At 69.8% G+C, this 14719-nt stretch carries 13 protein-coding genes and 2 tRNA genes; 5 read left to right on the top strand and 10 right to left on the bottom strand.

The annotated features are described in order from the left end of the window. Positions 1–10 precede the first annotated feature (10 nt). The 5 genes from smpB to HUO13_RS05550 all read right to left on the bottom strand — a co-directional run bounded on the left by smpB (position 11) and on the right by HUO13_RS05550 (position 4072). Positions 11–487 (bottom strand): SsrA-binding protein SmpB, encoded by a 477-nt coding sequence (gene smpB / locus HUO13_RS05570; protein WP_211900405.1) that lies wholly within the window; start codon positions 485–487, stop codon positions 11–13. 10 nt (positions 488–497) lie between these two features. Continuing rightward, positions 498–1400: a permease-like cell division protein FtsX gene (gene ftsX / locus HUO13_RS05565; RefSeq protein ID WP_211900404.1), complete on the bottom strand. Its 903-nt coding sequence runs from the start codon at positions 1398–1400 to the stop codon at positions 498–500. Positions 1401–1454: 54 nt separating this feature from the next. After that, positions 1455–2144, bottom strand: a complete 690-nt coding sequence (gene ftsE / locus HUO13_RS05560) for a cell division ATP-binding protein FtsE (protein WP_211900403.1) — start codon at positions 2142–2144, stop codon at positions 1455–1457. Positions 2145–2368: 224 nt separating this feature from the next. After that, on the bottom strand, positions 2369–3472 hold the full coding sequence (prfB, locus tag HUO13_RS05555; RefSeq protein WP_211900402.1) for a peptide chain release factor 2: 1104 nt from the start codon (positions 3470–3472) through the stop codon (positions 2369–2371). Between the two features lie 102 nt (positions 3473–3574). After that, entirely contained in the window at positions 3575–4072 is a 498-nt protein-coding gene (locus HUO13_RS05550) for a PadR family transcriptional regulator (protein WP_029621593.1), read from the bottom strand. A 356-nt stretch (positions 4073–4428) separates the two neighbouring features. Here HUO13_RS05550 and HUO13_RS05545 point away from each other — a divergent pair, with 356 nt between their 5' ends. After that, a complete protein-coding gene (locus HUO13_RS05545) occupies positions 4429–4644 on the top strand; it encodes a hypothetical protein (RefSeq protein ID WP_211900401.1) in 216 nt (71 codons plus the stop codon). 87 nt (positions 4645–4731) lie between these two features. Here the strand turns inward: HUO13_RS05545 and HUO13_RS05540 are convergent. The 3 genes from HUO13_RS05540 to HUO13_RS05530 all read right to left on the bottom strand — a co-directional run bounded on the left by HUO13_RS05540 (position 4732) and on the right by HUO13_RS05530 (position 8261). Then, positions 4732–4805 (bottom strand) — tRNA-Met (locus HUO13_RS05540). 314 nt (positions 4806–5119) lie between these two features. Then, positions 5120–5196 (bottom strand) — tRNA-Met (locus tag HUO13_RS05535). Positions 5197–5372: 176 nt separating this feature from the next. Next, complete coding sequence (locus tag HUO13_RS05530) at positions 5373–8261, bottom strand: UPF0182 family protein (protein ID WP_249125041.1); 2889 nt, start codon at positions 8259–8261, stop codon at positions 5373–5375. 216 nt (positions 8262–8477) lie between these two features. Here HUO13_RS05530 and HUO13_RS05525 point away from each other — a divergent pair, with 216 nt between their 5' ends. After that, the gene (locus tag HUO13_RS05525) at positions 8478–9005 is read left to right on the top strand and encodes a PPA1309 family protein (RefSeq protein ID WP_211900399.1); all 528 of its coding nucleotides are present in this window, start codon (positions 8478–8480) and stop codon (positions 9003–9005) included. Positions 9006–9148: 143 nt separating this feature from the next. Here the strand turns inward: HUO13_RS05525 and HUO13_RS05520 are convergent, their stop codons facing one another. Then, positions 9149–10150, bottom strand: a complete 1002-nt coding sequence (locus HUO13_RS05520) for a YlbL family protein (protein WP_211900398.1) — start codon at positions 10148–10150, stop codon at positions 9149–9151. A 105-nt stretch (positions 10151–10255) separates the two neighbouring features. On the opposite strand from HUO13_RS05520, the gene HUO13_RS05515 reads away from it, so the two are divergent. Beyond that, positions 10256–11761 (top strand): zinc-dependent metalloprotease, encoded by a 1506-nt coding sequence (locus HUO13_RS05515; RefSeq protein ID WP_211900397.1) that lies wholly within the window; start codon positions 10256–10258, stop codon positions 11759–11761. A 125-nt stretch (positions 11762–11886) separates the two neighbouring features. Here the strand turns inward: HUO13_RS05515 and HUO13_RS05510 are convergent, their stop codons facing one another. Next, complete coding sequence (locus HUO13_RS05510) at positions 11887–12444, bottom strand: M48 metallopeptidase family protein (RefSeq protein WP_211900396.1); 558 nt, start codon at positions 12442–12444, stop codon at positions 11887–11889. Between the two features lie 229 nt (positions 12445–12673). Here HUO13_RS05510 and HUO13_RS05505 point away from each other — a divergent pair, with 229 nt between their 5' ends. Together HUO13_RS05505 and HUO13_RS05500 are read left to right on the top strand one after the other, a co-directional pair. Continuing rightward, positions 12674–12823, top strand: a complete 150-nt coding sequence (locus HUO13_RS05505; RefSeq protein ID WP_211900395.1) for a DUF5679 domain-containing protein — start codon at positions 12674–12676, stop codon at positions 12821–12823. Positions 12824–13189: 366 nt separating this feature from the next. Continuing rightward, the gene (locus HUO13_RS05500) at positions 13190–14500 is read left to right on the top strand and encodes an ABC1 kinase family protein (protein ID WP_211900394.1); all 1311 of its coding nucleotides are present in this window, start codon (positions 13190–13192) and stop codon (positions 14498–14500) included. The last annotated feature ends 219 nt before the right edge of the window (positions 14501–14719 follow it).

Raw genomic sequence — 14719 nt, 5'->3', positions numbered from 1 at the left:
GGCTCCGGAGCTACCACTTGCCCTTGCGGGCGCGGCCCATGGCCCGCTCGATCTCGCGCTGGGCGTCCTTCTTGGCCAGGTCCTGGCGCTTGTCGTGCGCCTTCTTGCCCTTGGCCAGGGCCAGCTCGACCTTGGCCTTGCCGTCGGAGAAGTACAGCGACAGCGGGATCAGGCTCAGACCGCTCTCCTGGATCTTGCCGATCAGCCTGATGATCTCGTCCTTGTGCAGCAGCAGCTTGCGCGAGCGCCGGGGCTCGTGGTTGGTCCAGGTGCCCTCGGTGTACTCGGGGATGTGGACGTTTCGCAGCCACACCTCGCCGCGGTCGACGGTGGCGAACCCGTCGACCAGCGACGCCTTGCCCTGCCGCAGGCTCTTCACCTCGGTGCCGGTGAGCACGATCCCGGTCTCGTAGGTGTCCAGCACCGACCAGTCATGCCGCGCCCTGCGGTTCTGCGCGATCAGCTTGCGGCCCTGTTCCTTCGCCATACCGGAGACTTTACAAGCGGACGTAGAGCCGCAGCGTCACATATCCGGTGATCGCGGAGATGCCGGCGGCCACGAGCAGCAGGATCGGCGAGACCCAGGCGATGTCGGCGTAGCCGATCTCCGGGATGATGCCGGTGCCGAACACCGGCGCCATGACCTTGTCGATGAAGGTCGCCTTCGAGATCAGCAGGCCGATGATCGCCAGGGTCGCGCCGATGAGACCCGAGACCACCGCTTCCAGGAGGAACGGCAGCTGGGTGTACCAGCGGGTCGCGCCGACCAGGCGCATGATGCCGGTCTCGGTCCGTCTGGTGAACGCCGAGAGCTGGATCGTGTTGGAGATCAGCAGCAACGCCGCCAAGGCCTGCACCAGCGCGATCGAGAAGGTCGCGTTGCGCACGCCGTTGAGCACCTCGAACAGCCGGTTGAGGTAGTCGGCCTGGTCGACGACGCTGTCCACGCCGGGCTTGCCGGAGAGCTGCTGCTCGATCACCGGGAACCGGTCGGGGTCCTCCAGCTGGACGCGCAGCGACGCGGGCATGGCCTCCTTGCGGGCCACCTCGCGCAGCTCGGGCTGGGACTCGAAGACCTTGTTGAAGTTGGCGAACGCCTCGTCGCGGTTCTCGTAGCGCACGGTCTCGACGCCGGAGGCCTGGGTGAGCTGGGACTTGATGCCCGCGCAGGGCTGCTCGGAGCACCCGGGGTCGTTGGCGCTGACGTCGTCGGTCATGAAGACCACGACCTCGACCCGGTCCTGGTAGGTCTCCTGCATCTTGTCGATCAGCCGGACGACGAGCAGACCGCCGCCGAGCAGGCCGACCGAGATGGCCGTCGTCAGGATCATCGCGATGGTCATCGTCACGTTTCGGCGAAGGCCGTTGACGACCTCGCTGAATACGAAGCTCGCGCGCATTGTGTCAGCTTTCCTGGCTTGAGTCGGGGGACGTGGATGCCGGGGAGACCGCCGCTAGCGGCCGACGCCGTAGACGCCGCGGGCGTCGTCGCGCACGACCCTGCCCAGGCTCAGCTCCACGACGCGGCGGCGCATCGAGTCGACGATGCCGTGGTCGTGGGTGGCCATCACGACGGTGGTGCCGGTCCGGTTGATCCGCTCAAGCAGCAGCATGATGTCCTGGCTGGTGTCGGGGTCCAGGTTCCCGGTCGGCTCGTCGCAGAGCAGCACCAGCGGCCGGTTGACGAAGGCCCTGGCGATCGCGACGCGCTGCTGCTCACCGCCGGAGAGCTCGTGCGGCATGCGGTCGGCCTTGCCGTCCAGGCCCACCAGCTGGAGCACCTCCGGCACCACCTTGCGGATGGTGTGGCGGGGCTTGCCGATCACCTCCAGGGCGAAGGCGACGTTCTCGGCGACCGTCTTGTTGTTCAGCAGGCGGAAGTCCTGGAACACGCAGCCGATGCGCTGCCGCAGGCGGGGCACCCGCCGTCGGGGCAGCTTGGCGACGTTCCAGTCCGCGACCCACACCCGTCCGCGGGTGGGCACGTCCTCGCGCAGGAGGAGCCGCAGGGCCGTCGACTTGCCCGACCCCGAGGGGCCGATGAGGAACACGAACTCGCCCTTGTCGATAGCGACCGAAACGTCCTCGAGGGCGGGTCGCGTCGACGTCTTGTACGCCTTTGACACGTGTTCGAGCCGGATCACGGGGCGTGAGTTTACCCGCGACCGTTCGAGGGACCTCGCTCACCCACTTCAGCGGCGCGACACCCGTCTACCAGGCGTTTTGGAACGGCCACCACGCGGTGTGACCTCAGTCGCCCGCAGGCCCGTCCGGTCCCGAGCAGCACTCGCGGGGCTCGGGACCGGCTACCTACCGGAGTGGGCCGCTCACAGGCCGCGGACGGGCCCGTCAGGCGGGGACGAGACCGTCAGGCGGCGTCCTGCTGACGCCGCCAGCGGATGCCGGCCTCCAGGAAGCCGTCGATCTGGCCGTCGAGCACCGCGTCGGGGTTGCCCACCTCGAACTCGGTGCGCAGGTCCTTGACCATCTGGTACGGGTGCAGGACGTAGGAGCGCATCTGGTTGCCCCAGCTCGACCCGCTGTCCTTCAGCGCGTCCAGCTCGGCCCGCTCCTCCTCCTTCTTCTTGGCCAGCAGCTTGGACTGCAGGACCCGCAGCGCGGCGGCCTTGTTCTGCAGCTGCGACTTCTCGTTCTGGCAGGACACCACGATGCCGGTCGGGACATGCGTGATGCGCACGGCGGAGTCGGTGGTGTTGACGCTCTGGCCGCCGGGACCCGACGAGCGGAAGACGTCGACCCGGATGTCCTTCTCCGGGATCTCGACGTGGTCGGTCTCCTCGACCACCGGCAGCACCTCGACGCCGGCGAACGAGGTCTGCCTGCGGCCCTGGTTGTCGAAGGGCGAGATGCGCACCAGCCGGTGCGTGCCCTGCTCGACCGACAGCGTGCCGTAGGCGTAGGGGGCGTTGACCCGGAAGGTCGCCGACTTCAGCCCGGCCTCCTCGGCGTAGGAGGTGTCGTAGACCTCGACGGGGTACTCGTGGCGCTCGGCCCAGCGCACGTACATCCGCATCAGCATCTCGGCGAAGTCGGCCGCGTCCACCCCGCCGGCCTCGGCGCGGATGGTGACGACGGCCTCCCGCTGGTCGTAGTCGCCGGACAGCAGGGTGCGGACCTCCAGCGCCTCGAGGTCCTTCTTGAGCTTGGTGCGCTCGGAGTCGGCCTCGGCGAGCCCGGAGTCGTCGCCCTCGTCCTCGGAGAGCTCGTAGAGGACCTCCAGGTCCTCAACCCGCTGGCGCAGGTCGTTGATCTTGCGCAGCTCCGACTGGCGGTGCACGAGCTGGCTGCTGACCCGCTGCGCGTGCTCCACGTCGTCCCAGAGGTCGGGGCGGGCCGCCTCCTGCTCCAGTTCCGCGATCTTCGCGCGCAACGCGTCCAGATCCATCACGCTCTCGATGCCCTCGAGAGTGGTGGACAGTTCCTTGAGGTCGGCGGCGACGTCGGGATTCACAGTGCTCAAGAGTACTTGACCGGTGGGCCCCGGCCTACGAGGACGGCCTTATTCGACGTCGGGCAGCCCCATGCCAGGGCCGCCCGACGGCAGGCGTGGCGATCACTCCGGGATGGCGTCCAGGAGCTTGATCACGGCGCGGTTGTGGGCCACCGCGAAGTCGGCCGCGGCCTTCTCGTACGGGTCGGTGGTGGCCTTCGCGGCGTTGCGCGCCTCGTCGAGCTTGGCCGCGTACTGGACGCGGGCGGAGTCGACCAGCGCGGCCCGCTGCTTGGGCGTCAGCGATCCGGAGTGGACCAGGCGCAGGATCAGCGGGCTGCGGACGTTGTCCGGGCCGGGCTCGGTGTTCAGCCAGGACTTGAAGGCCCGCTTGCCGGCGGCGGTGATCGCGTACTGCTGGCTGGAGCGGGGTCCCTGCTTGCCGAGGCGGAGCAGGCCGGCGTCGGTGAGGGCGGGCAGCTCCCGGTACACCTGGCTGCGGGTAACACTGAAGAACCCGCCGAAGCGCTCGGTGGCGGCCGCAACCAACTGGCCACCGGTCTTCGGCCCCTCGTGCAGTAGGCCCAACAGGGCGGCGGATGTCGCATTCAGCTCGGTCACGACTCCAAGGTGCCACGTGTGCGCGATGGTGTCCACAGTGGCCAGCACATCTGTCCACTGTGGTTGCAGTGGACTGGTCCGAGTGGACGAACGGCTACTCCGTTCCCGTCAACGCCGGTGGCGGTGACCCCACTCGCGGACTCACACATGAAGCGGTTTCGTTTCGGCCGAATGGCGAACGCGGGTGCACGGAGCGCAACCACCCCGGCCCGCGCTGCCCTGTCCGGGCGGTATTCGCGGTCCTATGAGGTGCTCTGGCCCGCCGGGCCTGCCCAACATCACCGGCGGGCGAGCACTCTGCTCTTGGCCGGCCCGCAGGAGGCCGTGGACGAGTGGAGTAGTCGGAGGAGGCGACCGTGCATCGCAGTTGGTTGCGTACCAAGCTCGCGGAGACCGGGACCAAGGTGACCGGCAAGGTCACCGAGCGAGCGAAGGCCGTGGTGCCGTTCCAGCTGGCAAGCGAGGATTCGTGCATGGTGTGCGGACGGACCGTGCGCAGGCACCACACGGTCCGCGGCGACGGGCGGGTGTGCTCGCCCGCGTGCGCCCGGACCTGGGCGGAGGGTTTGTAACCGCCGGCCGGCCACAGCCACCCCGATGACCGGCACCCGATGAATACGAAGCGAAGGCCCGGACCAACCGGTCCGGGCCTTCGTCAGTAGCGGGGACAGGATTCGAACCTGCGACCTCTGGGTTATGAGCCCAGCGAGCTACCGAGCTGCTCCACCCCGCGCCGTCTTTCGTTGTGAACAGAACTTTACACGGCCCCCAACAGCCCCCGAAACCGGGGTCCCCTTAACGCTCCAAACGCCGGATGACCAGGCAAAACACTGTCCAGATCATCGCGGACGCCCATAAGCCCACCGGGCCACCTATCCGACGGCAAAGCGACGGAAGCTGGTCAAGAACCAGGCCGGGAACGCACCCAAGCCGAGGAGCCGACGAAAGCCCGCACCGCACCGTGGGGGCATGGGGGGCTTGGCCCCCCAACAAACACCGGGAAAAAGTGAAGGCGGCGCACTAGCAAGTGCGCCGCCTTCACCATCTTGGTAGCGGGGACAGGATTCGAACCTGCGACCTCTGGGTTATGAGCCCAGCGAGCTACCGAGCTGCTCCACCCCGCGCTGTGTTGTGCCAACAGACTAGGCGACCGGCGAATCTTAGTGCAAACCAGCCCTCCTGAATAGTGACCAGGGTCATTCGAACCCGCGGATACGAACCTCATTTCCGCAGGACGAACGACCGCGGGGGCGCCCCGCGTCCACCGCGAAGCGCCCCCGCCGCCTGAGGCCGGGCAGGCTCAGCCGCCGGTGCTCCCGAGCTGCTCGAAGCGCTTGAGCGCCTCGTCGAGCTGCTGGTAGGCCGCGCCGAGCTGGCCGAAGTTGCCGGACTGCTGCGCCGAGCGCACCGCCTCCAGCGCCGAGCGGATGTCGGCGACCGCCTTGGTCATCTCCGGGCTGCCGACCGGCGGCTGCTGCGTCGGGGGCTGCTGCCCGGGCGGCTGGTTGCTGTCCTGCCCCGGCGGCTGCTCGTCACCGGCGGTCTGGCCCGCTCCCGGACCGAAGACCTGCTCCAGCGCCCCTGCCAGCGTCTCGGAGAACCCGACCTTGCCGCCGAAGGAGACCAGCACCCGCGCGAGCTGCGGATACGACTCGGTCTCGTTCCGCTGGATGTAGATGGGCTCGACGTAGAGCAGCCCACCGGCCACCGGCAGCGTCAGCAGGTTGCCGAAGATCGCGGTCACCTGCGGGTTGTTGAACAGCGTCCGGTTCTCGGTGACCTCCGGGGTGGACTCCATCTGGTTCTGCACCTGGTTGGGGCCCGGGGTCTGGGTGTCGGTCGGCAGCCGCAGGACGGTGAGCTTGCCGTAGTCCCGCGGGTCCGACGAGGCCGACACCCACGCGGCGAGGTTCTGCCGCCTCAGCGCCGTGAGGGCGCTGGTGAGCTGGAACGTCGGCCGCTCCTGGCCTTCGACCTGCGCCAGCACGTAGTACGGCGGCTGCTGGTTGCCCTGGTTGCTGCCGCCCTGACCGCTGCTGGTCGGGTCCGGCGGGACCTCCCAGAAGGTGCGGTTGGAGAAGAAGTCGCCCGGGTTGGTCACGTGGTACTGGGTGAGCAGCTGGCGCTGCACCTTGAACAGGTCCTCCGGGTACCGGAAGTGCTCCCGCAGCTGCGGGCTGATCTCGCCGGCCGGCTTGACCACACCCGGGAACACGCCCTGCCATGCCTTGAGCACCGGGTCCTTCTCGTCGACCGCGTACAGGTCGACCGAGCCGTCGTAGGCGTCGACGGTGGCCTTCACCGAGTTGCGGATGTAGTTGATCGGCTGGTTCGGCTGGCGCTCGACGCCGGTGAGGGTGTCGGTGGTCGCCTGGCCGAACTGCGTCTGCTGCGAGTACGGGAAGTTGTCCAGCGTGGTGTAGCCGTCGATGATCCACTTGACCTTGCCGTCGACCACCGCCGGGTACGGGTCGCCGTCGAGCTTGAGCCAGGGCGCGACCTTCTGCACGCGGTCCCGGGGGTTGCGCTCGTACATGATCTTGGAGTCGGAGCCGATCGCGGTGTTGAACAGGAAGTTGCGCTCCCCGTAGTAGCCCGCGAAGACCAGCCGGTTGAAGAAGTTGCCCAGCGGCACCCCGCCCTTGCCCGCGTAGGTGTAGGCCGACCGGTCGGTGTCGTACTCCCGCGGCGCGTCGCCGGGGCTGCCGCCGACGATCGCGTAGTCGTTCTGGTTCAGCAGCTCGCCGTAGTAGACGCGCGGGTTGTCGACCGGGATCGCGCCCTTGCCGCCGTTGGCGACGTCGCTGATCTGGAACACCGGGTAGCCGCCCTGGGTGGCGCCCTCCTGGAACGTGGAGTCGACCCGGTCGGCGGGCGCGGCGATGAAGCCGTTGCCGTGGGTGTAGACCATGTGCCGGTTGATCCAGCTCTGCTGGTTCTGGGCCAGGCCGTCGGTGTCGATCTCGCGCAGCGCCACCAGGTAGTCGCGCAGCTGGCCGTTGGCGTCGTGGTAGCGGTCGACGTCGAGCTTCTCGTTGAAGCCGTAGAAGTTGTACTGCTGGGTGAGCTGGGTGAAGGTGTCGGACAGGACGTTGGGGTCGAGCAGCCGGATGTTGGGGATCGTGCCCTCGTCGTCGGCGACCTCGCCCGGGGTCAGCGCGGTCCGGCCCGGGTAGTCCTTGATCGTCACCTTGTCCGGGCCGATGCCGAACGCGCTGCGCGTGGCGGCGAGGTTGCGCTCGATCGACAGCGCCTCGCGCTGGTTGGCGTTCGGCCGGACCGAGAACTGCTCGAGCAGCGCGGGCCACACCGAGCCGACCAGGATGCTCGACAGCACCAGCAGCACGGTCGCGATGGCCGGGATCTGCAGGTTGCGCAGGAAGATCGCGGCGAAGAACGCCAGGGCGCAGAACGCCGCGATGATCATCAGGATCAGCTTGACCGGCATCAGCGCGTTCAGGTCGGTGTAGGTGGCACCGGTGAACAGGCTGTTGCGGTCCGACAGCAGCAGGTCGTAGCGGTCGAGGAAGTAGTCGACGGCCTTGAGCAGGACGAACAGCCCGGCCAGCACCGACAGCTGGATGCGCGCGGGGGCCGCGATCTGCCCGGAGCGCCCGGCCAGCCGGATCCCGCCGAAGATGTAGTGCGTGACCAGCGCGCCGATGAACCCGACGGTGATCGCGACGAACGACCACGACAGCAGCAGGCGCCAGAACGGCAGCTGGAAGGTGTAGAAGGAGATGTCCTTGCCGAACTCGGGGTCCACCTGGCCGAACGGGACGCTGTGCAGGAACAGCTGCAGCGTCTGCCAGTCCGACTGCGCGGTCAGGCCCGCGATCACGGCGATGACGACCGGGATGCCCCAGCCGAACAGCCGGGAGCGCTCGGTGACCACCGTGCGGTAGCGCGTCAGCGGGTCGTCCGGCCCGCTGACCGGCACGAACACCGGCCTGCTGCGGTAGGCGATCCAGAGGTTCAGCAGCAGCACCACGCCGACGAAGACGCCGGCGGCGCCGCCCAGCCCGAGGCGGCTGAACACCTGGGTGGCGAACACCTGCCGCCGCCCGACCTCACCGAACCACAACCAGTCGACGTAGGTGCCCAGGAGCCTGGACCCGGCGATGAGGGCGATCAGCACCACCCCGCCTAGGATCAGCAGGATCCGGCTCCGCCGGGACAGTTTCGGCATTCCTACCGGGGGCCGCATGGCCACAACGCACTCTCCTGGGGATGGTCATTCAGTGCCCGGAGGCCGCCGCGAGCAGCGCCGACCCCGCTCATGATGTTCAACTCTACGACCCCCCGGAGTAGTTCCAGAACCGCACTGCGAAATTGGAACAAGCGGACATCTCACACGCGAGGCGCCGCTGGTCACGCAGGCGGGCGCGGGTGCGACGATGAGCGCATGTCACCGGACAACACCCAGGACATGGCCGGCGCCCTGCGAGTGGCCACCCGCGAGATCGAGGAGTTCGTCGGGGCGGCCGGGTGGGACCAGCCCACCCAGATCTTCGCGCTGGTGCCGACCACGGAGCTGCTCGCCTCTCAGCCGAACCTGGCCGACCAGCTCGACCCGGAGTCCGCGCTGACCCCGATCGCACAGGAGTCGCTGCCCGCCGACGACCTGGCCGAGGCCCTGGCCCGCATCAGCTGGCCGGAGCAGGTCGCGGGGTGCGCGATCGTGCAGGAGATCGTCGTGCTGCCGCCGGAGGCCGAGGCGGAGCTGCCCACCGACGGCGAGCAGGCCCGCCAGGCCGCCGCCGAGCACCCGGAGCGCAGGGAGGCCCGGCTGGTCGCCGCGGTCCTGCGCGACGGCGGGGGCGCCTGCCTGATGCGACTGCGCGCCGAGGGCGAGGAGGCGGGCGAGGTCGTCGAGGACGCCGACCTCGCGCCGAACCTGCTCGACGCGCTGCGGGAGACCTTCACAGCCTGAGCCGGTGACCGGGGCCGCGGCAGAGCCCGACCGGCGGGCGCTGCGGGCGCTCTCCGGCGGTCGCGGCCCCGGCTACAGGTAGCCGGGCTGATCGCTGCGTGGTCGGCAGCGCCGGGGCGAGTGCCCTCGGCCGCGCCCGGCGCTCAGCAGCCGGCCGGGGCCTGGCCGTTGCGCAGGGCTTCGAGGGCCTTGTTCGCCTCGTCCAGCGTCGCGACCTTGGCCAGCCGGAGCCCCGCCGGAGCCTGCGCCTTCGCCTCCGTGCAGTTGCCCGCGGGCACCAGGAAGGTGGTCGCGCCCGCCTCGCGCGCCTTGACCATCTTGAACGGGATGCCGCCGATCGCCCCGACCCTGCCTGCCGGATCGATCTCGCCGGTCCCGGCCACGAACTGCCCGCCGTTGAGCTCACCCGGCGTGAGCTTGTCGATGATGGCCAGCGAGAACATCAGGCCCGCCGAGGGCCCGCCCACGTCGGCCAGGCTGATCTCGATGCCGAACGGCACGTCCGGCTGCTCGGTGGCGGCCACGCCGAGGAAGCCCTGCGGCTCGCCTTGGGGATGCTGCCCGAGCTGGACGGTCGACGTGCGCTCGGGCTCGTCGGCGTGCCGGAAGCGGATCTCGACCTGGTCCCCCGGCCTGTTGGCCGCCAGCGCCTCGCGCAGCGAAGCCGCGTCGGTCACCGGACGACCGTTCGCGCTGATCAGCCGGTCGCCCGGCTCGATGACGCCGTCGGCGGGGCTGCCCTTGACGATCTCGCCCGCCAGCACCTTCGTCGGGTACCCGAGGTAGCGCAGCGCGGCGGTCTCGGCGGTGGTCTGCGAGTCGTTGAACGCCTTGGTGTTCTCCTGCTCGATCTGCTGCTCGGACTTGTCGGGCGGGAAGTACACCTCGCGCGGCGCCAGCGCGTAGCGGCCGCTCACCCACAAGCCGAGCGCGCCGAACAGCGAGAGCTGGTCGGTGACCGTCACCGTGGTCATGTTCAGGTGCCCGCCGGTCGGGAAGGTCTGCTGACCGTCGATGCGGATGACCGGCGTGTCCCCCTCGGTGCCCAGCGTGTCGTAAGTGGGACCGGGCCCCAGCGCGACGAACGGCACCTGGACGAACGCGCCGAGCATTCCGAAAACCACGACCAGGAGCACACTCGTCATCAGGGTCCACGTTCGGCGTGTCACGAGGCGACAGGGTACGTGTTCACCCAGGGCGAGCGCGTGGACGGCTTCTACGGACCCGCGCGACCCGCGTACGGTGGAACCATGAGTGATCTGCCGTTCGGGTTCGGCCCGCAGGACCCCGACGACCGCGACAAGCGCGACTCGTCGGAAGGGCGCTCCGAGGGTGGCGCCGGAAATCACGGGGACATGCCCGGCTTCGGTTTCGGCGCACTGCCGGGTGGTCCGGGCGGCATGCCCAACTTCGACATCGGCCAGCTCGGCCAGATGCTGACCCAGCTCGGTCAGGTGCTCAGCCACTCCGGTGGCGGCGGCGAGGGGCCGGTCAACTACGACCTCGCCAAGCAGCTCGCCATCCAGCAGCTGCACAGCGGCCAGCGCACCGAACGGCCCAGCCAGGAGCAGGTCAAGGCCATCGAGGAGGCCGTCCGGCTCGCCGAGCTGTGGCTGGACCCCACCACGTCGCTGCCCGCGGGCGTGCGCGGCGTGCAGACCTGGTCGTCGGTGGACTGGGTCGAGAAGACGATGCCGACCTGGCAGCGGCTGTGCGACCCGATCGCCCAGCGGATGTCCAACGCGTGGCTGGAGGCGCTGCCGGAGGAGGCCAAGCAGGCGGCCGGTCCGCTGCTGTCCATGCTCGGCCAGATGGGCGGGCTCACCTTCGGCTCGCAGCTCGGCCAGGGGCTGGCCCAGCTCGGCGGCGAGGTGCTGACCTCCACCGACGTCGGCCTGCCGCTGGGGCCCGAGGGCACCGCGGCGCTGCTTCCCGCCAACATCGACCGCTTCGTCGAGGGCCTGGACCGCCCCGCCAGCGAGGCGACCATCTTCCTGGCCGCGCGCGAGGCGGCGCACCACCGGCTGTTCAGCCACGTCCCGTGGCTGCGGCAGCGGCTGCTGGGCGCCGTCGAGGAGTTCGCCAGAGGCATCAGCGTCGACACCTCCTCGCTGGAGGAGCTGGCGGGCAAGATCGACCCCACCAACCCGGGCTCGATGCAGGAGCTGATGAACTCCGGCATGCTCGAGCCGAAGACCACCCCGGAGCAGGAGGCCGCGCTCAAGCGGCTGGAGACGCTGCTCGCGCTGGTCGAGGGCTGGGTCGACGTGGTCGTCGCCGACGCCATCGGCGAACGCCTGCCCGGCGCGAGCGCGCTGGGTGAGACCGTCCGCCGCAGGCGGGCCAGCGGTGGCCCGGCGGAGCAGACCTTCGCCACGCTGATCGGCCTGGAGCTGCGCCCCCGGCAGATGCGGGCGGCGGCGACGCTGTGGCGGCTGATGACCGAGCGGCACGGCGTCGAGAGCCGCGACCGCGTGTGGGACCACCCCGACCTGCTGCCCGGCAGCGACGACCTCGACGAACCGCTGGACTTCGCCGACCGCTGGGGCGCGGGCTCGACGGACCTGGACGACCCGATCGCGGCGATCCGCCGCGCCGAGGCCGACGAGGCAGCGAAGTCGGAGGGCTCCGCGGAGGGCAGCGAGTCCGGTGACTCGCGTGACTCGGGTGACTCCCGTGGCTCCGGCGACTCCGGCGAAGGCTCCACCGGCGAGAGCGGCGACGAGCAGCGAGGCAGCGGGCCGGACAAGCAGTAAGGCTGTGTGGACGTGCCGGAGCCCGGAACGTCCACGGACTCAGACCCCTGCCGGGCTGAGGCAGGGGATCTTCCGGAAGACGGCCGCCTGAGGGAGACAGCGGCCCTGAGCGTGCCTCTGGACCCTCAGACGGCGTCGGATTCCGGCTCGGTGTCGTCGTCCAATCCAAGGTCCAGGTGGGCCGCCGCGGACAACCCTTCGAGGTAGCCGACCGCCCGTTCGGTCTTCGGGTACTGGCGCACCAGCTTCCAGAACGCGGGCCCGTGACCCGGCACCAGCAGGTGCGCCAGCTCGTGGACCAGGACGTAGTCCAGCACCCATCCGGGTACATCTCGCAGGCGTCGACTCACCCGGATGGACGCATCGCTCGGAGTGCACGACGCCCACCGGGTCCGCATCGGCGCGACCCACCGGACGGTGGCCGGCTCAGCCCGGCCGTCCAGGTACTTCGCCGCGAGCACGCGGCACCGCTCGGCGAGCGCTTCGTCGGAGTCCCTGGCGGGCGAGCGCCGTCGCGTCTCGCTGCGCTGGAGACGGCTCAGCATGTCCGCCACCCAGCGCTTTTCCTCCGCCCGGCTCATCCGGGCCGGCAGCAGGACGACGACCTTGTCGCCATCTCGGTAGGCGCTCACCGTTTGCCGCCGACGCTTGCTGCGGCGCACCTCGACCTGGGGTTCAGCCACGAGAGCTGACCTTAGCTAGCGGGTCTGACGAACGGACCCCCCTGTGAGCTTCACCGCACCGCCTACGCCGCGTGATCACCCAAGGGATTACTCCTTTAAGCCGAACATGCGATGCTCTTTATGTATGCAGGCTGATTAGTCCGCCTGTACCGTTCCCCCAGCGCGGCCCGGACCCGGGCTACCGACGACCCGGCGGCAACGCAGGGTCACGACACGAAGGAGGGGAGCCGTGGCCGATACGTACAACGGCTACTGCGTGAAGTGCCGGGAGAAGCGGGACTTCTCCGGTGAGGTCACGGAGACCAACGGACGCCGCATGGCGAAGGGCACGTGCCCGGTCTGCGGCACCAAGATGACCCGCATTCTCGGCAAGGCTTGAGCGCACCACGCGGGTGGGCCGCGAGCGGTCCACCCGCGGCGTCCGCCGACAGCCGCCCGCGCGGCGGCCACCTCCGACCAGCACATCGTCGGCGTACCGGGCTCACCCGGCACGACGGGGCAGTTCGCGCCTTTCGCGCTCGGTCCGGCTGACCGACCGCCCCCGGGACGCTCGCGGCGTCCGCCGTGCACAGCGCCTCAGACCGTTCGCCGCAGCAGCGGTTGCTCCCGTACTCGGAACAAGAGCATTCGAAATGTCGATCACGCCCCACAAGCGGTGGGGAAAGCTCTAGCATGTGACTGGGTTCCTCGATGTCGAACACCTGGTCATCGAGAGAGTTTTCCTGTGCCCGGATGAGGAGAATTCGTGACCGACATCCCCCGCTGGGCGGCCCACCGCACCGCCAAGCTCGCCAGCGTCCCGCTCAGCGTCGCGGGCCGGGTTGCCGCGGGCTGGGGGAAGCGCATCACCGGTGGCGACGCCGACCAGATCAACGCCGAGGTCTCGGCCAGGACGGCCGAACAGCTCTTCGCGGTCCTCGGGCAGCTCAAGGGCGGCGCGATGAAGTTCGGGCAGGCACTCAGCGTGTTCGAGGCCGCGGTCCCCGACGACATGGCAGGCCCCTACCGCGAGGCGCTGACGAAGCTGCAGTCGGCCGCGCCGCCGATGTCGGAGGCCAGCGTGCGCCGGGTGCTCGACGAGCAGCTCGGCCGGGCCTGGCGGGACAGGTTCACGCACTTCGAGGAGGTCCCGGCCGCGGCCGCGAGCATCGGGCAGGTGCACCGCGCCGTCTGGCACGACGGCCGCGAGGTCGCGGTGAAGATCCAGTACCCGGGTGCGGACGAGGCGCTGCGCGCGGACCTGCGCCAGCTCATGCGCTTCTCCCGGCTGTTCCAGTCACTGGCACCCGGGGCCGAGATCAAGCCGCTGCTCACCGAGCTGCAGGACCGGATGGTCGAGGAGCTCGACTACCGCACCGAGGCCGACAACCAGCGCGCCTTCGCCGCGGCGTTCGCCGACGACGAGCAGGTCCTGGTGCCGCGCGTGGTCGCCAGCGCGCCGAAGGTCATGGTCACCGAGTGGGTCACCGGCACCCCGTACGCGGAGATCATCACCGCAGGCACGCGCGAGCAGCGCGACGAGGCGGGACGGCTGCTCGGCGAGTTCCACTACTCGTCACCGGCGCGGGCCGGGCTGCTGCACGCCGACCCGCACCCGGGCAACTTCATGATGGTGGAAGACGGCAGGATCGCCGTCATCGACTTCGGTGCAGTCGCCAAGCTGCCCGACGGACCGCCGCGCACCATGGGCCGGATGCTGCGGCTGGCGCTCGAGGACCGCGCGGACGAGCTCCTGGAACTGCTGCGCGCCGACCGCTTCGTGCACACCGACAGCGAGCTGCGGGCCGAAGACGTTCAGGCCTACCTCGGGCCGTTCGTCGATCCGGTGCGCACCGAACGCTTCCACTTCACCCGGCGGTGGATGCAGAGCCAGGCAGAGCGGGTCGGCGACCTGCGCAGCCCCGAGTTCCGCACCGGCCGCTCGCTCAACCTGCCCCCGGACTACCTGCTCATACACCGCGTCACCCTCGGCGCCACCGGCATCCTGTGCCAGCTCGACGCCGAGGTGGCGGCCCGGGAGATCATCTCGCATTGGCAGCCCGGCTTCGCGGATTGAGGGGTTCCGGGGGCCGGAGTTCGAGGTACCTAGCGGGGCGGGTGGGGCGCCTTGCGTGTGGGGGCGCGGGGGTTTGCGAGGCGGTCACCCTGGCCTTGCGGGTCACCTTGAGTGCGGGGGCGCGGGAGGTTTCGACGCAGCGGCTAATGCTGGCGGGCCACTTTGAGAGCGGGGCGCGCGGGTTTTCGAGGCACTCACCTTGGCCTTGCGGGGCGCCTT

The sequence above is a fragment of the Saccharopolyspora erythraea genome, from assembly GCF_018141105.1.
Lineage (GTDB): Bacteria > Actinomycetota > Actinomycetes > Mycobacteriales > Pseudonocardiaceae > Saccharopolyspora_D > Saccharopolyspora_D erythraea_A.
Note: the sequence above shows the minus strand (reverse complement) of the source record. Positions and strands in the feature narration are given on the sequence as shown.